This is a genomic window from Stenotrophomonas sp. RIT-551 (genome assembly GCF_026241915.1).
Lineage (GTDB): Bacteria > Pseudomonadota > Gammaproteobacteria > Xanthomonadales > Xanthomonadaceae > Stenotrophomonas > Stenotrophomonas bentonitica_A.
Genome location: NZ_JAPJIU010000005.1, coordinates 98,393 through 117,572, shown reverse-complemented (window position 1 = coordinate 117,572; position 19,180 = coordinate 98,393). Strand labels below are relative to the sequence as shown.

Annotated in this window: 13 protein-coding genes; 10 read left to right on the top strand and 3 right to left on the bottom strand. The window is 67.0% G+C overall.

The window, feature by feature from the left end; all coding sequences use genetic code 11:
* Nucleotides 1–237: 237 nt before the first annotated feature.
* On the top strand, nucleotides 238–1,806 hold the full coding sequence (locus ORK51_RS08365; RefSeq protein WP_019183813.1) for a BCCT family transporter: 1,569 nt from the start codon (nucleotides 238–240) through the stop codon (nucleotides 1,804–1,806).
* A 212-nt stretch (nucleotides 1,807–2,018) separates the two neighbouring features.
* Here the strand turns inward: ORK51_RS08365 and ggt are convergent, their stop codons facing one another.
* Nucleotides 2,019–3,737, bottom strand: a complete 1,719-nt coding sequence (gene ggt / locus ORK51_RS08360; protein ID WP_266084715.1) for a gamma-glutamyltransferase — start codon at nucleotides 3,735–3,737, stop codon at nucleotides 2,019–2,021.
* A gap of 658 nt (nucleotides 3,738–4,395) precedes the next feature.
* Here ggt and ilvC point away from each other — a divergent pair.
* From ilvC to gdhA, 9 genes are all read left to right on the top strand, one after another.
* A complete protein-coding gene (gene ilvC / locus ORK51_RS08355) occupies nucleotides 4,396–5,370 on the top strand; it encodes a ketol-acid reductoisomerase (protein ID WP_019183812.1) in 975 nt (324 codons plus the stop codon).
* A 39-nt stretch (nucleotides 5,371–5,409) separates the two neighbouring features.
* Nucleotides 5,410–7,143, top strand: a complete 1,734-nt coding sequence (gene ilvG, locus ORK51_RS08350; protein WP_266084714.1) for an acetolactate synthase 2 catalytic subunit — start codon at nucleotides 5,410–5,412, stop codon at nucleotides 7,141–7,143.
* Nucleotides 7,127–7,381 carry an ACT domain-containing protein gene (locus ORK51_RS08345; RefSeq protein ID WP_019183810.1) on the top strand — a complete coding sequence of 85 codons (255 nt, stop codon included), beginning with the start codon at nucleotides 7,127–7,129 and terminating at the stop codon, nucleotides 7,379–7,381. The genes ilvG and ORK51_RS08345 overlap by 17 nt, the downstream gene beginning before the upstream one ends.
* A gap of 114 nt (nucleotides 7,382–7,495) precedes the next feature.
* The gene (locus tag ORK51_RS08340) at nucleotides 7,496–8,593 is read left to right on the top strand and encodes a threonine dehydratase (protein WP_070427460.1); all 1,098 of its coding nucleotides are present in this window, start codon (nucleotides 7,496–7,498) and stop codon (nucleotides 8,591–8,593) included.
* Between the two features lie 2 nt (nucleotides 8,594–8,595).
* On the top strand, nucleotides 8,596–10,143 hold the full coding sequence (locus ORK51_RS08335; protein ID WP_037553334.1) for a 2-isopropylmalate synthase: 1,548 nt from the start codon (nucleotides 8,596–8,598) through the stop codon (nucleotides 10,141–10,143).
* Nucleotides 10,144–10,183: 40 nt separating this feature from the next.
* On the top strand, nucleotides 10,184–11,605 hold the full coding sequence (gene leuC / locus ORK51_RS08330) for a 3-isopropylmalate dehydratase large subunit (protein WP_026069872.1): 1,422 nt from the start codon (nucleotides 10,184–10,186) through the stop codon (nucleotides 11,603–11,605).
* The gene (gene leuD / locus ORK51_RS08325; RefSeq protein ID WP_019183806.1) at nucleotides 11,605–12,183 is read left to right on the top strand and encodes a 3-isopropylmalate dehydratase small subunit; all 579 of its coding nucleotides are present in this window, start codon (nucleotides 11,605–11,607) and stop codon (nucleotides 12,181–12,183) included. The genes leuC and leuD overlap by 1 nt, the downstream gene beginning before the upstream one ends.
* Nucleotides 12,173–13,234: a 3-isopropylmalate dehydrogenase gene (gene leuB, locus ORK51_RS08320; protein WP_070425867.1), complete on the top strand. Its 1,062-nt coding sequence runs from the start codon at nucleotides 12,173–12,175 to the stop codon at nucleotides 13,232–13,234. Before leuD ends, leuB begins: the two co-directional genes overlap by 11 nt.
* A gap of 110 nt (nucleotides 13,235–13,344) precedes the next feature.
* A complete protein-coding gene (gene gdhA, locus ORK51_RS08315; RefSeq protein WP_070425868.1) occupies nucleotides 13,345–14,688 on the top strand; it encodes an NADP-specific glutamate dehydrogenase in 1,344 nt (447 codons plus the stop codon).
* 65 nt (nucleotides 14,689–14,753) lie between these two features.
* Here gdhA and ORK51_RS08310 read toward each other — a convergent pair whose 3' ends face one another.
* Nucleotides 14,754–17,927, bottom strand: coding sequence for an efflux RND transporter permease subunit (locus ORK51_RS08310; RefSeq protein ID WP_266084713.1), 3,174 nt, complete (start codon nucleotides 17,925–17,927; stop codon nucleotides 14,754–14,756).
* 4 nt (nucleotides 17,928–17,931) lie between these two features.
* Nucleotides 17,932–19,077, bottom strand: a complete 1,146-nt coding sequence (locus ORK51_RS08305; RefSeq protein WP_070425871.1) for an efflux RND transporter periplasmic adaptor subunit — start codon at nucleotides 19,075–19,077, stop codon at nucleotides 17,932–17,934.
* Nucleotides 19,078–19,180: the final 103 nt, after the last annotated feature.

Sequence of the window (19,180 nt, the reverse complement as noted above, 5' to 3'; positions counted from 1 at the left end):
AGCTGCTTGGCCCTGGGTGTGAACAAGGCGCCGACATCTGATGCACTACGATGCTGCAGCGCGGTATGCGGTGCGATCAGGGGTAGCGTCCCGATCACGCGCGCATTGCGCATTGTTCGACGCCATTGACGACCGTACTGACCGGCCTCGACCGGCTTGATCCGCCCCAGTCGTTGCCGCCGTGCCGCTGGAGATTGCAAGCCTCGGCTCGCCCCTACTGATCGGAGACACGCCTGCATGGTGTTCCGCATTTCCATCGCACTGGTCGCACTGCTGGTGCTGATCGCCGGCCTCGCGCCGGGCCCCTTCAACGAGGTCGTCCAGAGCGGCCTGTCCACCATCATCCGCAGTACCGGCTGGCTGTACCTGCTGGTGGTGTTCATCACCCTGTCGTTCCTGATGTACCTGGCCTTCGGCCGCTTCGGTTCGCTGCGCATCGGCGGCGAAGACGCCGAACCCGACTTCTCCAACGCGAGCTGGATGTCGATGCTGTTCGCGGCCGGCATGGGTATCGGCCTGGTGTTCTGGGGCGCGGCCGAGCCGATCTCGCATTTCGTGAAGCCACCGGAAGGGTTGGCCCCGCAAAGCATGGAGGCGGCGCGCGCATCGATGCGCTATGCGTTCTTCCATTGGGGCCTGCATCCCTGGGCGATCTACGCCCTGATCGGCCTGGCGATGGCGTGGTTCCAGTTCAACCGCAACGGCCGCGGGCTGATCAGTGATCTGCTGCAGCCGATCATCGGTGCGCACCACCGGGGCTGGATGGGCACTGTCGTCAACGTCGCTGCGGTGGTCGCCACGGCGATCGGTGTGGCAACGACGCTGGGCTTCGGCACGATCCAGATCGCCGCCGGTCTCGAGCGCGTGTTCGGCATCCAGGCCTCGGTGCCGGTGCAGCTGACCATCATCGCGGTGGCGTTCGTGCTGTACATGGCCTCCACCACCAGCGGCGTCAACCGTGGCATCAAGTGGCTCTCCAACTTCAACCTGGGTCTGGCGGCGGTACTGCTGGCGCTGGTGATGGTGCTGGGGCCCACCGGTTTCATCTTCGATACGTTCACTACCACGATCGGCTCCTACCTCAACTCGCTGGTCACCATGAGCCTGCGCATGTCGCCGTTCTCGGGCAGCACCTGGGTGGCGGACTGGACGATCTTCTACTGGGCCTGGTGGATCGCGTGGGCGCCGTTCGTGGGCTCGTTCATCGCCCGCGTCTCGCGTGGGCGCAGCATCCGCGAGTTCGTGCTGGGCGTGGTGATCGCACCGAGCGTGCTGGGCTTCCTGTGGTTCTCGGTATTCGGCGGCACCGCGCTGTGGTCGCAGATCTTCGGCCACGTGGACCTGGCGCAGGCGCTGGGCAATGGCTACGAGACGGTGCTGTTCACGATGTTCGACAGCCTGCCGATGCCGATGGTGTTGTCGGCGATCGCGCTGGTGCTGTTGATGATCTTCTTCGTGACCTCGGCTGATTCGGCGGTGCTGGTGCTGGCGACGATGTCGACCGAGGAATCCGGTGATCCGCCGCTGGCACGCCGGATGGTGTGGGGCGTGGCGATTGCGTTGATCGCGGGCGTGCTGCTGTTGGCCGGCGGCCTCAATGCGCTGCAGGGGATGATCACGATCGCGGCGCTGCCGTTTGCGTTGTTGATGTTGGCGGTGATGTGGTCGTTGTACCGGGTGCTGGACATGGAGCATGCGCTGCAGCGGCGCCGTGCGCAGCGTGCGCGGCGGTTGATGGATGAGTGGATCGAGCGGGAAATCGCGGCGCAGGAAGAAACGCGCGATGAGGCAGCTCGGGCGCCTTGAGCTGAACGCTTGAAGCATCCCGCCTTCCGGGCTATCGGTGGGCGGGGCGGGTGGGTTGCAGTGAGAGGAGCCACGCATGGCGTGGCTCTACCGCTTCGGCCATGTGCGCATTTGCCATGCGCACGCCCCCCCCGAAGCCCCGAAGCGTCCTGCTCTACGCTCTGCTCTGCGCTAGTGCCGACCAACGGTCGGCACTACGGAGTGCGAGAAAATCAGTAACCCGCCGCCTGCCCATCCTTGCGGCTTTCCGACGCCCCGTAATACACCCCGGTCTCCGGATCACGCAGGATCGCCTGATACCCGCCATACGGGCCATCCGCAAAAACAACACGGTGGCCCTTGCGCATCAGCGCCCGCACCGTCTCATACGGGAAGCCCGTTTCCAGATTCACTTCGCCGCCATCGCTCATCGCCGTCGCCTGGCCGGTCGGCTCGGTCGAGCCCTCGTGCTGGATGCGCGGCGCATCGCCGGCCTCCTGCAGATTCATCCCGAAGTCGACCATGTTCATCACGATCTGCGCATGGCCCTGCGGCTGCATCGCACCGCCCATCACCCCGAAGCTCATCCACGGCTTGCCATCCTTGGTGACGAACCCTGGAATGATCGTCTGGAACGGACGCTTGCCCGGTGCATACCCGTTCGGGTGATCCTTGCGCAGCACGAACATCTCGCCACGGTCCTGCAGGATGAAGCCCAGGCCCGGAGGCGCCATGCCGCTGCCCATGCCGCGGTAGTTGGACTGGATCAGCGAGACCATCATGCCGTCGGCATCGGCCACGGTCATGTAGATCGTGTCGCCTTCCTGCAGCTGCTTGGGCGTGCCCGGCTGCACTTCGCTCAGCGCCTTGTCCATCGAGATCAGCTTGCGGCGCTCGGCGGCGTAACCCTTGGAAATCAGCCGGTCGACCGGGGCCGGATGGAACGCCGGGTCGGTGTAGAAGCGCGCGCGGTCGGCGAAGGCCAGCTTCTTGGCCTCCACGAACAGGTGCACGTGTTCGGGTGAGCCAAAGGGAATCCTGGAGAAGTCGTAGCCTTCGAGCACATTGAGGATCTGCAGCGCCGCGATGCCCTGGCTGTTCGGGGGCAGTTCCCACACGTCATAGCCACGGTAGTTGCTGCTGACCGGCTCCACCCACTCGCCATGGTGGCTGGCCATGTCGTCATAGCTCAGGTAGCCGCCGTTGGCCTTGAAGTAGGTGCCGATGGTGCGGGCGATGTCGCCCTTGTAGAAGGCATCGCGCCCGCCTTGGGCGATCTGCTCAAGGGTGTGGGCCAGGTTCGGGTTCTTCCACATCTCGCCCTTGCGCGGGGCATGGCCGTTGATCGTGAACTGCTCGGTGAAGCCAGGATACTTGGACAGTCGCGGCACCGAGCGGTCCCAGTAGTAGGCGATGACCTCGGCGACCGGGTGGCCTTCGCGGGCGTAGCGGATCGCCGGGGCCAGGTTGTCGGCCATCGGCTTGCGGCCGAAACGGTCATGCAGGGCGAACCAGCCGTCCACCGCGCCGGGCACCGAGACCGGCAGCGGCCCGGTGGCGGGGATTTCCTTCAGGCCGCGGCGCTGGAACTCGGCCAGGGTCAGCGACTTCGGCGAGCGGCCCGAGCCGTTGTAGCCATACAGCTTCTCGGTTCTGGGGTCCCAGACGATCGCGAACAGGTCGCCACCCACGCCATTGCCGGTCGGCTCCATCAGGCCGAGGGCAGCATTGGCGGCGATCGCGGCATCCACGGCCGAGCCACCGGACTTCATCACCTCCAGGGCGATCTGCGTGGCCAGGGGCTGGGAGGTGGCGGCCATCGCGTGCGGGGCAATCACCTCCGAGCGGGTGGCAAAGGTATGGCCGGTGATCCGGTCTGCGGCGATCGCCGCGGCGGGCAGCGTGGACAGCAGGGCGGCGGCGAGCAGGCCGCGGGCGAGGCGTGGGGACACGGGGGAATTCCTGAAGGGTGGTAGCGACATCGATGGTGGCGGCAGATGCCCTGTGATGACATCCCACAATGGTCATGTACCGGGGTGGAAATCGGCCCCGGATCCGCGCAATCGACAGCGCCAAAATACTGAATTCCGGTTCACCGGAACGCTTTCAGCCGCAACCATCCTTGTCTGGCGGGGCATTGCGGTGGATGCAGACGAAACCGATGGAAATTGTCCTGCCAGGGTTGACACCGCCAAAACCCGTGTGGTTTTCTGGATCTCATGTTGCAGCGCACAGCCACCCGCGAATCCATCCAGCACGCCGACCCCGGCGCGGCCGCGATCCATTCGCTTCTCGTCCTCGTACTTATTACCCAACCAACAGGTGCGGGACGGACCGGCGTGTAAGCAAGACTGCCAGGTATCCATCAAAACCCGCACCCGACCAGGTGCGGGTTTTTTCGTTTCAGAACCCTTTGTTTTCCATCCTCCCCTCCGAGTTGCCTTCCACCATGACCCGCCAGCCCGCCCCGAGCCAGCCGACGCCCACCGCCCCCACGGCGGGTGCGTTCGCGTGTGGTCGCGGCCAGGCCGGTGCCACCCCTTCCCCTGATGGGCCGACGCGTCGCTGACCGTCGGCCCTCTTTTTTCTTGCCTCCAAAGGACCTCCCCCATGAGCACCAACGACCTGCCCCAGATCAAGATCGCTGTTGTCGGCTACGGCAGCCAGGGCCGCGCGCACGCGCTGAATCTGCGTGAATCCGGTTTCGATGTCGTCGTCGGGCTGCGCCCGGGCGGTCCGACCGAGGTCAAGGCACAGGCCGACGGCTTCACCGTCAAAGCCCCGTCCGAAGCGGTGAAGGATGCCGATCTGGTCGCGGTGCTGACCCCGGACATGGTGCAGAAGAAGCTCTACGAAGACGTGCTCGCACCAAACATGAAACAGGGCGCGGTGCTGCTGTTCGCGCATGGCCTGAACGTGCACTTCGACATGATCACTCCGCGCGAGGATCTGGACGTGGTGCTGGTCGCACCGAAGGGCCCGGGTGCGCTGGTCCGTCGCGAGTATGAAATCGGCCGCGGCGTGCCGTGCATCTGGGCGGTCTACCAGGACAAGAGCGGCAAGGCCGCCGAGTTCGCGCTGGCTTACGCCGGTGGTCTGGGCGGCGCGCGCGCCAACCTGATCCAGACCACCTTCAAGGAAGAGACCGAGACCGATCTGTTCGGCGAACAGGCCGTGCTGTGCGGCGGTGCTTCGGCACTGGTCCAGGCCGGGTTCGAAACCCTGGTCGAAGCCGGCTATCAGCCGGAAATCGCCTACTACGAAGTACTGCACGAATTGAAACTGATCGTGGATCTGTTCTACGAAGGCGGCATCACCCGCATGCTGGAATTCATCTCCGAGACCGCGCAGTACGGCGACTACGTCAGCGGCCCGCGCGTCATCGATGCCGGTACCAAGGCGCGCATGAAGGACGTGCTGACCGACATCCAGAACGGCACCTTCACCAAGAACTGGGTGGCCGAGTACGAAGCGGGCCTGCCGAACTACAACAAGTTCAAGCAGGCCGACCTGGAGCACCCGATCGAGAAGGTAGGCAAGGAACTGCGCGCCAAGATGGTCTGGTTGCAAAGTCAAGCCGCGTAAACGCGCGGCTCCCCTACCCGCTTTCGTAAAGGTCACCGCATGAACACCTCCGCACACAGCACCGCGCCCCGCAACGGCGCACGCTGGTTGACGCAGGCCCTGGAAGCCGAGGGCGTGCATACGCTGTTCGGCTATCCGGGCGGCACCATCATGCCGTTCTACGACGCCCTGGTGGATTCCGGGCTGAAGCACATCTTGGTCCGCCACGAGCAGGGCGCCGCCCTGGCTGCCAACGGCTTCGCCCGCGCCAGTGGCCGGGTCGGCGTCTGCGTCGCCACCTCCGGCCCGGGCGCCTCCAACCTGGTCACCGGCATCGCCGATGCGATGCTGGATTCGGTGCCGATGGTCTGCATCACCGGCCAGGTCGCCACCCCGCTGCTGGGCACCGACGCGTTCCAGGAACTGGACGTGTTCGGGCTGACCCTGCCGATCGTCAAGCACAGCTGGCTGGTGCGCTCGGTCGATGACCTGCCGCAGGTGGTCGCCGATGCGTTCCGGATCGCCCGCGAGGGTCGCCCGGGTCCGGTGCTGATCGATCTGCCCAAGGACGTGCAGGTCGCCGATGCGTCGCATCTGCCCGACCACGTCCCCTCCACCGTGGTGGCACCGCCTGCGCCGCAGGACGAGGCCATCGCGCACGCCATCGCCGCCATCGCCGAGGCCGAGAAGCCGGTGATCTATGCCGGTGGTGGCGTGGCGCTGGGCGATGCGGTGGAGGACTTCCGTGCCTTCGTCGAGGCCACGGCGATCCCGACCGTGCTGACCCTGCGCGGGCTGGGTGCGCTGCCGCCGCAGCATCCTCACTACCTGGGCATGCTGGGCATGCACGGTACCCGCGCGGCGAACATGGCGGTGCAGGAAAGCGATCTGCTGGTGGTGGTCGGCGCCCGTTTCGATGACCGCGCCACCGGCAAGTTGAACGAGTTCGCTCCGTTTGCGCGCGTCGTGCATATCGATGCCGACGCGTACGAGATCTCCAAGCTGCGCAGCGCCGACATCGCGGTGCCGGGCAACGTGGGTACGGCGCTGCGCGCGCTGACCGCCGCGGCCACCGCCCCGGCCACGCAGGAGGCCTGGGCGAAGCGCTGCCAGGGCCATCGTGAACGCTTCGCGCCGCGCTACGACGCACCGGGCAAGCACATCTATGCACCGGCGCTGCTGAAGCGCCTGAGCGAACTGGCCCCGAGCGACGCGATCATCGCCTGCGATGTCGGCCAGCATCAGATGTGGGTCGCCCAGCACTGCCGCTTCAACCACCCACGCAACCACCTGACCAGCGGCGCGCTGGGCACCATGGGCTTCGGCCTGCCGGCAGCGATGGGCGCGCAGTTCGCCTGCCCCGACCGCACCGTGGTGCTGGTCTCCGGCGATGGCAGTTTCATGATGAACGTGCAGGAGCTGGTCACCATCGCCCGCTGCCGCCTACCGGTGAAGATCGTGCTGCTGGACAACAGCTCGCTGGGCATGGTCCGCCAGTGGCAGGAGCTGTTCTTCGCCGAGCGCTACAGCGAGATCGATCTGTCCGACAACCCGGACTTCGCTGCGCTGGCGCAGGTGTTCGGCATTCCGGCCACGCGCATCGAAGCGCGTGACGATGTCGAGGGTGGCCTGGCCGCGATGCTGGCCCAGCCCGGCCCGGCGCTGCTGCATGTGGCCATCGATGCCCGTGCCAACGTGTGGCCGCTGGTGCCGCCCAACAACGCCAACAGCACGATGCTGGAAAGCAACCCCGCCCATCAGTCCCAGGAGTTCCCCAATGCAATACCGGCTTGACCTGGTGCTGACCCCGGCCGAAGGCGCGCTGCTGCGCGTGATCGGCATGGCCGAACGCCGCGGCTTCGCACCGCGCGCGATCGCCGGCGCGCCCAATGCCGCCGACGATGGCCGCTGGCACCTGCAGCTGGTGGTGGACAGCACCCGTCCACCGGAAACGCTGCGCCGCCAGATCGAGAAGATCTACGACTGTGTTTCGGTGCGCATCAGCGCACTGGAACCCGGAGTATCTGCATGAACGCCCGCACCGCTGCATCGGTGCCGGTACGGAGGTGCCTTCTCGGTCGTGCGCCGCACCGTGCGCCGTCGCAGCGCGTACCGCATGGCGACGATCACCGTGGCCGGGTGCACGATGCCGGCTAGCCGCGCCCCGCAGGAACCGGATGTAGGCGACGTAAGCGTCGCCGACGTGCTGGCCGCGCAGGCGCGGCTGCGCCGCTTCCTGCCGCCCACGCCGCTGCATTACGCCGAACGTTTCGGCGTGTGGCTGAAGCTGGAGAACCTGCAGCGCACCGGGTCGTACAAGGTGCGCGGCGCCCTGAACGCACTGCTGGCCGGGCGTGAACGCGGCGATGACCGCCCGGTCATCTGCGCCTCGGCCGGCAACCACGCCCAGGGCGTGGCCTGGGCCGCCTACCGTCTGAACATCCCCGCGATCACCGTGATGCCCCACGGTGCGCCCGCCACCAAGATTGCCGGTGTCGCCCACTGGGGCGCCACGGTCCGCCAGCACGGCGAGAGCTACGACGAGGCCTATGCCTTCGCCCGCGCCCTGGCCGACCAGCACGGCTACCGGTTCCTGTCCGCCTTCGACGATCCCGATGTGATCGCCGGTCAGGGCACCCTGGGCATCGAACTGGCCCCGCATGCGCCCGACGTGGTGATCGTGCCGATCGGCGGCGGTGGCCTGGCCTCGGGCGTCGCGCTGGCGCTGAAATCGCAGGGCGTACGCATCGTCGGCGCGCAGGTCGAGGGCGTCGATTCGATGGCCCGTGCGATCCGCGGCGACGTGCGTGAGATCGCCCCGGTCGCCACCCTGGCCGACGGCGTCAAGGTGAAGATCCCCGGTTTCCTGACCCGCAGGCTGTGCAGCGCGTTGCTGGATGATGTCGTCATCGTCCGCGAAGCCGAGTTGCGCGAAACCCTGGTGCGGCTGGCGCTGGAAGAACACGTCATCGCCGAAGGCGCCGGCGCGCTGGCGCTGGCGGCCGGCCGCCGCGTGGCCGGCAAGCGCAAGTGCGCGGTGGTCTCCGGCGGCAACATCGATGCGCTGGTCCTGGCCCAGCTGCTGGCCGACATCCGTCCCCGCCCCCCGCGCAAACCGCGCCGCCGCGCCAGCGAGCGAACACGCCCGCCCCTACCAACCGTGCTCGCGACACCCCCGATTTCCGTTTCGATTCCTACCTCTGCCATCCCATCCGACATTGCCGTCGAGGAGACCTCCTGGTGACCATGCCCAACTCCCCCCGAATCAGAATTTTCGACACCACCCTGCGCGACGGCGAGCAATCGCCCGGCTGCAGCATGAGCCCGCAGCAGAAGCTGGTGATGGCCCGCGCGCTGGACGAGCTGGGCGTGGATGTCATGGAAACCGGCTTCCCGGCCAGTTCCCAGTCCGACCGCGAAGCGATGGCGATGATCGCCCGTGAGGTCCGTCGCCCGACCCTGGCCGTGCTGTCGCGCTGCCTGGCCGCCGATATCGAAACCTCGGCCAAGGCGCTGGAAGCCGCCGCGAACCCGCGCCTGCATGTGTTCCTGTCGACCAGCCCGCTGCATCGCGAGCACAAACTGCGCATGAGCCGCGAGCAGGTGCTGGAGTCGGTGCACAAGCACGTCAGCCTGGCCCGCAGCTACGTGGGCGATGTGGAGTTCTCCGCTGAAGATGCCACGCGCACCGAGGAAGATTTCCTGATCGAGGTTGCCCGCGTGGCCGTGGCCGCCGGCGCCACCACCATCAACCTGCCCGACACCGTGGGGTTCACCACGCCCGAAGAGATCCGCGGCATGTTCCAGCGGGTGATCGCCGGCGTGCCCGACAGCGACCGCATCATCTTCAGCGCGCACTGCCACAACGATCTGGGCCTGGCCGTGGCCAACTCGCTGGCCGCCATCGAAGGTGGCGCACGCCAGGTCGAGTGCACGATCAACGGCATCGGGGAGCGCGCGGGCAACTGCTCGCTGGAAGAGATCGCGATGGTGCTGAAGGTACGCAACGCCTTCTACGACGAAGACACGCGCATCAACACCCAGCGCATCGTGGCCACCTCCCAGCTGCTGCAGCGCCTGGTCGGCATGCCGGTCCAGCGCAACAAGGCGATCGTCGGCGCCAACGCCTTCGCGCACGAGTCGGGCATCCACCAGCACGGCATGCTGCGCCACCGCGGCACCTACGAAATCATGCGACCGGAAGACGTGGGCTGGGAGTCCTCGCAGATGGTGCTGGGCCGCCACAGTGGCCGCGCCGCGGTCGACCAGCGCCTGCGTGCGTTGGGCTTCTGGCTGGAAGAAGAAGAGCTGAAGCTGGTCTTCGAGCAGTTCAAGGCGCTGTGCGAGCAGCAGCGCGTGGTCACCGATGCCGACCTGCAGACCCTGATGCAGGGCAGTGCCACCCAGAACGGCTACCGCCTGGCGTCGATGACGATCAGCGATGTCGGCAGCCGCGCCAATGCGCTGGTGGAGCTGTCCGATCCTGAAGGCAACCGGGTTGCCGAGACCGCCCAGGGCGATGGCCCGGTGGATGCGTTGTTCGGCGCGCTGTCGGCCGCCACCGGCGTGCAGTTGATGCTGGACAGCTACCACGTGCACAGTGTGGGCATCGGCGCCGATGCGCGCGGCGAAGCCAACCTGAGCGTGCGCCACGAAGGCGTGGAGTACGAAGGCACCGGCACCAGCCGCGACATCATCGAAGCCTCCGCATTGGCGTGGCTGGAGGTGGCCAACCGTCTGCTGCGCCAGCGCAGCGCGACGACCGAGCAGCCCACGGCCACCGCCGCGGCCTGAGCACCCCATGACGTACCCCGAACCGCAGCAAGGCCAGTCCATGACCCCAGCTCCCCGCACCCTGTACGACAAACTGTGGGACGCCCACGTCGTCGTGCCCGAAACCGACAGCGCCCCCGCCGTGCTGTACATCGACCTGCACCTGATCCACGAAGTGACCTCGCCGCAGGCCTTCACCGAACTGCGCGAGCGCGGCCTCTCCCCGCGCCGGCCGGACCGGACCAAGGCGACGATGGACCACTCCACCCCCACCCTGCCGGCCGCTGCCGACGGCAAGCTGCCGTATGCCAGCGCCGCCTCCGAAGCCCAGGTGGCGATGCTGGCCGACAACTGCGCCACGCACGGCATCGAGCTGTTCGACCTGCAATCGGCCAGCCGCGGCATCGTGCACGTGATCGCCCCCGAGCAGGGCTTTACCCAGCCGGGGATGACCATCGTCTGCGGTGACAGCCACACCTCCACCCACGGCGCGTTCGGCGCGCTGGCCTTCGGCATCGGCACCAGCGAGGTCGGCCACGTGCTGGCCACCCAGTGCCTGCTGCAGCGCAAGGCCAAAACGATGGCGATCACCGTGGATGGCACGCTGGCGCAGGGCGTCGGCGCCAAGGACGTGGTGCTGCATATCATCGGTGTGATCGGCGTCAACGGTGGCACCGGCCATGTGCTGGAGTTCCGTGGCAGCGCGATCGAAGCGATGGACATGGAGCAGCGCATGACCTTGTGCAACATGTCCATCGAAGCCGGGGCACGTGCCGGCATGGTCGCCCCCGACCAGGTCACCTTCGACTGGGTGGCCGCCACCCCGCGTGGCCCCAAGGGCACCGACTTCGATGCCGCGGTCAGCGCGTGGTCGCAGCTGCGCAGCGATCCCGGTGCGCGCTTCGACGTGGAGGTCCACATCGACGCCGCCGACATCCGGCCGACCCTGACCTGGGGCACCCACCCCGGCACCGCCATCGCCGTGGACCAGCCGATTCCGGCGGCCAACGATGCGGCCGACCAGAAGGGGCTGGATTACATGCACTTCCACGCCGGGCAGACGCTGGCCGGTACCCCGGTGGATGTGGTCTTCGTCGGCTCCTGCACCAACGGCCGGCTGAGCGACATGCGCGAAGTGGCGCAGGTACTCCAGGGCCGCCGCGTCGCCCCGAGCGTGCGCATGCTGGTGGTGCCGGGCTCGGAAATCGTCAAGCGCCAGGCCGAAGCCGAAGGCATCGATGTGGTGGTGCGCGCTGCCGGTGCCGAATGGCGCGAGCCCGGCTGTTCGATGTGCATCGCCATGAACGGCGACCTGGTTGCCCCGGGGCAGCTGGCGGTCAGCACCAGCAACCGCAACTTCGAAGGCCGCCAGGGCCCCGGCTCGCGCACCCTGCTGGCCTCGCCGATGACGGCCGCCTGGGCGGCGGTGAACGGCCGCGTTGCCGACCCACGTGAACTGTATGCCACGCTGGAGGTGGCCTGATGAGCGGCTTCCGTACCCTGACCTCGACCAGCGTGGTGCTGCGCGAGACCAACATCGATACCGACCAGATCATCCCCGCGCGCTTCCTGTCCACCACCGAGCGTGTCGGCCTGGGCAAGCATGCGTTCAATGATTGGCGCTGGCAGAGCGAAGGCGTGCCGAACCCGGCGTTCGCCTTCAACCAGCCGCACAACGCCGGCCGCAGCATCCTGCTGGCCGGCCGCAACTTCGGCTGCGGCTCTTCGCGCGAGCATGCGCCGTGGGCGCTGACCGACCTGGGCCTGCGTGCCATCGTCAGCAGCGAGATCGCCGATATCTTCCGCGGCAATTCGCTGAAGAACGGCCTGCTGCCGATCGTGCTGGACGAAGCCGACGTGCAGACGCTGATGCAGCGGCCGGATGACGCACTGACCATCGACGTGGCCGCACGCGAACTGCGCACGCCCGATGGGCGTGTGTATACCTTCCCGCTGGACGGCTTCTCGCAGACCTGCCTGCTGGAAGGCGTGGACCAATTGGGGTATCTGTTGGGCCGTACCCCTGATATCGAACGTTACGAGAGTGAACATGCACGCTGAGATTGTCGTATTGCCGGGTGACGGCATCGGTCCGGAAGTCGCCACCGCCGCCGTGGCGGTGCTGGAGGCCGTCGCCACCCGTTTCGGGCACACCTTCGGGTTCCAGGAGCACGACATCGGTGGTATCGCCATCGATCGCCACGGCGAACCACTGCCGGCCAGCACGCTGGAGGCCTGCCGGAAGGCGGACGCCATCCTGCTCGGTGCGGTGGGCGGGCCGAAGTGGTCCGATCCCAACGCCAAGGTGCGCCCGGAACAGGGCCTGCTGGCGATCCGCAAGGCACTGGGGCTGTATGCCAACCTGCGCCCGGTGCGCACGCATGCCGCCGCGCTCGGCGCTTCGCCGATCAAGGCCGAACTGCTGGAGGGCGTGGACTTCGTCGTCGTGCGCGAACTGACCGGCGGCATCTACTTCGGTGAGAAGACCCGCACCGCCGACACCGCCAGCGACCTGTGCAGTTACAGCGTGGGCGAGATCGAGCGCGTCATGCGCACCGCGTTCCGGCTCGCGCAGACCCGCCGCGGCAAGGTCACCTCGGTGGACAAGGCCAACGTCCTGGAGACCTCGCGCCTGTGGCGCGACGTCGCCGCACGGATCGGCCGCGAGGAATTCCCGGAGATTGCCCTGGAGCACCAGCTGGTCGATTCGATGGCCATGCATCTGCTGGCCAAGCCACGCGAGTACGACGTGATCGTGACCGAGAACATGTTCGGCGACATCCTCACCGACGAAGCCTCGATGCTGGCCGGCTCGCTCGGCCTGCTGCCCTCGGCCTCGCTGGGCGAGCCCGGCGCGGTCGGCATCTACGAGCCGATCCACGGCTCGGCGCCGGACATCGCCGGCAAAGGCATCGCCAATCCCTACGCCACGATCTTCAGCGCTGCGATGCTGCTGCGGCATTCACTGGGGCTGGACGAAGAGGCTGCTACGGTCGAGGCAGCGGTGTACGCCGTGCTCGATGACGGCGTGTTCACCGCCGACCTCGCCGCCAAGGGTTTCGCGGTGAGTACTGCCGCCGCAACCGACGCGGTCCTTGCCAAGCTGCAATGATCGCAACGAGCGCGGCCTGAGGGCCGCGTTCGTGTTTCTACATCCCGCACGGCCTCCCTGTCCCGTCGGCCACGTCGCAGTCAGCGGCCGGCCCCCAACAAGGAAAGCCCTTGAACCATCGTTCCTCTGACGACTTTCTCAACCACGTGGCCCAGCGTGATCCGCACCAGCCGGAATTCCTGCAGGCCGTCAAAGAAGTGATCCAGAGCCTGTGGCCGTTCCTGCAGCGCCACCCCCGCTACCTGGAACAGGGCCTGCTGGAGCGGCTGGTGGAGCCGGAGCGGGTGATCCAGTTCCGCGTTGCCTGGGCCGATGATGCCGGCAAGACCCATGTCAACCGTGGCTGGCGCGTGCAGCACAGCTCAGCGATCGGCCCGTTCAAGGGCGGCATGCGCTTTCATCCCTCGGTGAACCAGTCGATCCTGAAGTTCCTGGCGTTCGAGCAGACACTGAAGAACGCGCTGACCACCCTGCCGATGGGCGGTGGCAAGGGCGGTTCGGATTTCAATCCCAAGGGCCGCAGCGACAGCGAGGTGATGCGCTTCTGCCAGGCGCTGATGCTGGAACTGCATCGCCACCTGGGGGCAGACACCGATGTACCGGCTGGCGATATCGGCGTGGGCGCCCGCGAGGTCGGCTACATGGCCGGCATGATGAAGAAGCTCACCAACAATGCCGCCTGCGTGTTCACCGGCAAAGGCCTCTCCTATGGTGGCAGCCTGATGCGCCCGGAAGCGACGGGCTTCGGCACGGTCTACTTCGTCGAGCAGATGCTGCACCATGCGCGGCGCGATACCGATGGCGCGAAAGTGCTGATTTCCGGCGCTGGCAACGTGGCCCAGCATGCGGCGATCAAAGCCATCGAACTCGGCGCGAAAGTCCTCACGCTTTCCGATTCCGGCGGCACGCTGTACGCCCGGGAGGGCTTCGACGAAGCGGGCCTGCAGGAGGTGATGGAACTGCGCAACGAACGTCGCGGCTGCCTGTCCGAACTGGCCGACGACACACGCTTCGAGTACCTGGACGGCAAGCGCCCCTGGCACATCCCGGCTGAGATCGCCCTGCCCTGCGCCACCCAGAACGAACTGGACGAGAACGACGCCCGCGCCCTGGTGGACAACGATGTGCTGTGCGTGGCTGAAGGCGCCAACATGCCGTCGACACTGGAGGCCATGGAGGTCTTCCTCAAGGCAGGCACCCTGTATGCGCCGGGCAAAGCCAGCAACGCCGGTGGCGTGGCCACCTCGGGGCTGGAAATGAGCCAGAACGCGCAGCGCCTGTCGTGGCACCACGCCGATGTCGATGAGCGCCTGCACGGCATCATGAAGGATATCCACGCCAACTGCGTGCGCCATGGCAAGCGGGCCGATGGCAGCGTGAACTACGTGGATGGTGCCAATATCGCCGGCTTCGTCAAAGTGGCCGATGCGATGCTGGCGCAGGGCGTTTACTGACACGGATCAGTAAAGGCGCAGCGGAAAGCATCCGCTGCGCCTATGGGCGTCACCTGACGCGTCAGTCAGTGCGGCGTGCCAGCGCCCGCCTCATCCGGCTTCACCCGGAACCACGCCGCATACAGTGCGGGCAGGAATACCAGGGTCAGCACGGTGCCGACGATCAGGCCACCCATGATCGAGATCGCCATCGAACCGTAGAACGCACTGCGCGACAGCGGGATCATCGCCAGCACCGCGGCCAGCGCGGTCAGCACGATCGGTCGGAAGCGGCGCACGGTGGCATCGATGATCGCGTGCCAGCGGTCGTGTCCGGCATCGATGTCCTGCTGGATCTGGTCGATCAGGATCACGGAGTTGCGCATGATCATGCCAGCCAGCGCGATCGTGCCCAGCAGGGCCACGAAGCCGAACGGTGCACGGAACAGCAACAGGAACAGGGTCGCGCCGATGATGCCCAGCGGCGCGGTGACCAGCACCATCGCCGCACGCGAGAAGCTGCGCAGCTGCAGCATCAGCAACGTGGCCACCACGATCAGGAACAGCGGCATGCCGGCCTTGATCGAATCCTGGCCACGCGTGGAATCCTCCACGGTGCCGCCGGTTTCAAGCAGGTAACCGGACGGCAGCCCGGCACGGATTTCCTCCAGTGTCGGCAGGATCTGCTGCACCACGTCCAGCGGCTGCTTCGCATCGGCGATGTCGGCGCGCACCGTCACCGTCGGCAGGCGGTTGCGGTGCCAGATGATGCCGTCCTCGAACACGTACTCCAGGCGCGCCACCTGCGACAGCGTCACCGAGGTGCCGCTGCTGGTCGGGATCGCCAGGCTGCCCAGCATGTCCAGCCGCACGCGTTCGTTGTCCGGCCCACGCAGCAGCATTTCGATCAGGCGGTTGCCTTCCCGGTAGGTGCTCACACTCATGCCCGACAACGAGGTGCCCAGCAGCTGGCTCACCTGCGCGCTGCTCACACCCAGTGCGCGTGCCCGGTCCTGGTCGATCACCAGCCGTACCACTTTGCTCGGCTCGCTCCAGTCCAGGTTGACGTTCATCACGTGCGGGTTCGCACGCACCTTGGCTTCCACCTGCCGGGCGATGGCCTGCACCTGCTCGATATGCTCGCCGGAGATGCGCATCTGCACCGGGTAGCCGACCGGCGGGCCGTTTTCCAGGCGGGTCACGCGCATCTGCACGTCCGGGAACTGCGGAATCACGTCCTTGAGCAGCCAGTCGCGGGTCGCCTCACGTGCCTTGGTGTTCTCGGTCAGCACCACGAACTGCGAGAAGTTGGTGGCGGGCAGCTGCTGGTCCAACGGCAGGTAGAAGCGCGGCGAGCCGGTGCCCACGTAAGCGACATAGTTGCTGATGCCCTCGCGGTCCTTGAGCAGTTTTTCCAGCTTGGCCGCCTGGGCCTGGGTCGCCTGCAGCGAGGCCCCCTCGGCCAGTTCGATGTCCACCATCAGTTCCGGGCGGGTCGAATCCGGGAAGAACTGCTGGGGCACGAAGCGGAAGATCAGCAGCGAGAACACGAACAGCGCGGCGGTGGCGGCGATCACCCACCAGCGGTGGCGCAGGCAGACATCGAGGAAGCTGCGGAAGCGCACGTAGAACGGACGCTGGTACGGATCGTGGTCGTGCGCATGCACCTTCGGTGCGATCCAGCGCGCGAACGCGGGATGGCGGTCGGCCCACTGCAGGCGACGCGCGTGCCAGCGCCCGGCCAGGCTCTCCGGCCTGGGCGGCTGCGGGTTGAACAGGTCCGGCAACATCTTGTCGCCCAGGTACGGAATGAACAGCACCGCGGCGATCCACGACACCACCAGTGCGATGGTCACCACCTGGAACAACGAGCGGGTGTACTCGCCCGTGCTGGAGGCGGCCGTAGCGATCGGCAGGAAGCCGGCCGCGGTGATCAGCGTGCCCGTCAGCATCGGGAACGCGGTCGACTCCCAGGCGAAGCTGGCCGCGCGCAGGCGGTCGTACCCCTGCTCCATCTTGGTGGCCATCATCTCCACGGCGATGATCGCATCGTCCACCAGCAGGCCCAGCGCCAGCACCAGCGCGCCCAGGGAAATCTTGTGCAGGCCGATGCCGAAGTAATGCATGACGAAGAACGTCATCGCCAGCACCAGCGGAATGGTCACACCCACCACCAGGCCGGTGCGCAGGCCAAGCGAGAAGAAGCTCACCAGCAGCACGATCACCACCGCTTCAGTCAGCACCTGCACGAACTCGCCGACCGACTCTTCCACCGCATGCGGCTGGTCGGAGACCTTGCGCAGCTGCATGCCGGCGGGCAGTGTCTTCTGCAGCCGTTCGAACTCGGCGTCCAGCGTGCTGCCCAGCTTGAGGATGTCGCCGCCGTCTTTCATCGCCACGGCGATGCCGATCGCGTCTTCCCCCATGAAGCGCATCTTCGGCGAGGCCGGATCGGCAAAACCGCGTTTGATCTCGGCGATGTCGCCCAGGTGGACGGTGCGGTCGCCAGCCTGGATCGGGAAGCTGCGGATGTCCTCCACGCTCTGGAACTGGCCGGTGACGCGCAGCTGCACGCGATCGGTCGGGGTTTCAAAGAAGCTGGTGGCGGCAATCGCGTTCTGGTCGGCCAAGGCCTGCTGCACCTGCTGCAGCGATACGCCCAGCGTGGCCAGCTTGGTGTTGGACAGCTCGATCCAGACCTTTTCGTCCTGCAGGCCTTCCAGCTCGATCTTGCCCACATCGGGCACGCGCTGCAGTTCCAGCTGGATGCGGTCGGCGTAGTCGCGCATCACGGCGTAGTCGAAGCCCTGCCCGGTCAACGCGTAGATGTTGCCGAAGGTGTCGCCGAATTCGTCGTTGAAGAACGGCCCGACGATCTCGCGCGGCAGGGTCGGCTTGATGTCGCCCACGCGCTTGCGCACCTGGTACCACAGGTCGGGAATCGCCTTGGAGCGCAGGCTGTCGCGCGCCACGAAGATCACCTGCGACTCGCCCGGGCGCGAGTAGGAGCGGATGAACTCGTACTGCCCGGTGTTCAGCAGGGCTTTCTCGATCGGCTCGGTGACCTGGCGGGAGACCTGTTCGGCGGTCGCGCCGGGCCAGTTCGTGCGCACCACCATCACCTTGAAGGTGAACGGGGGATCTTCGGACTGGCCCAGGTGCTTGTACGACCACGCGCCGATGATCGCGAAGGCCAGCATCGCAAACAGCACCAGGGGCCGGTTGCCCAGCGCCCATTCGGAAAGATTGAAGCGGCGCACGGGATCAGTTCCCCTTGCCGGCAGCAGGCGCGTCGGCCGCGGCAGGCTTGGCCGCCGGTGCCAGCACCGGGCGGTTCTGGCGGTCCACCGCCGTCACCGGCTGGCCCTCGCGCAGCAGATGGCCGCCGGCGGCGACCACCCAGTCGTTCGCGTTCACCCCGCTCAGCACCGGAACCGATTCAACGGCGTACGCCCCGACCGTCACCGGCGTGGCCTTCAACGTGTGCTTGGCCGGATCGACCACCCACACGCTGCTGCGGCCGTCGGCGCCGCGCTGTACGGCGGCCAGCGGCAACTGCAGCGTGCCCTGGCGTCCTGCGGCGGCGAACACGCGCGCGCTCTGGCCCAGTTCCACTTCGGTCAACGCTTCCGGTGCCAGGCTGACGCGGGTGGCATAGGTGCGCCCCTGTGCATCGGCGGCCGGGGCGATCTCACGGATCGTGCCCGGCAGCATCTGGCCGGGGCGGTTCCACAGTTCCACCTGCACCGGCTGGCCGACCTGGTAATCGCGGATGTTGCTCTCCGGCAGGGCGATCACGACTTCGCGGCCACCGTCGGCGGCCAGGGTGAACACGGTCTGCCCAGCGCTGACCACCTGCCCGGCTTCGGCCTGGCGACTGGCGATCACGCCATCGGCCGGCGCGCGCAGCTGCGCGTACTCGGCCTGGTTGCGCGCCACGGCCAGATTGGCGCGGGCAGCATTGGCCTGGCCCTGCGCGGCCTTGAAGGCAGCAGTCTGGCTGTCCAGCGCGGACTGGCTGACCAGTTGCTGCTCGGCCAGGGTGGCGTAGCGCTTCTGGTCATCACGGGCACGGATCAGGTCGGCTTCGGCAGCGGCCAGCTGCGCCTGTGAGGCGCTGGCCTGGGAGGCGTAGTCGGCGGCGTCCAGCTCGGCCAGCAACTGGCCCTTGCGCACGCGCTGGCCGGCATCGACATGGCGCTTGATCAGATTGCCGCCGACGCGGAAGGAGAGCGGGCTTTCCTCGCGGGCCCGGATCTCACCGGGGTAGGCGGCCACTTCCTGGCCGGCCACGGTGCCCGGGTGGACAACCAGCACCGGCATCGGCGCGGCCGGTTCGGCATCCTGCTTGCCACATGCTGCCAACGCCAGCGCCAGCAACCCACCACCCATCCATCGCATGTTTTTCATGAGGTCCTGGACCTGAAAGTAACCCGGGGAAAGCCACTGGAAACGCTCTGTTCCAATCGCTTCAATATTGAACCAGCCGGTATAGTATAAATATCGAACCGAT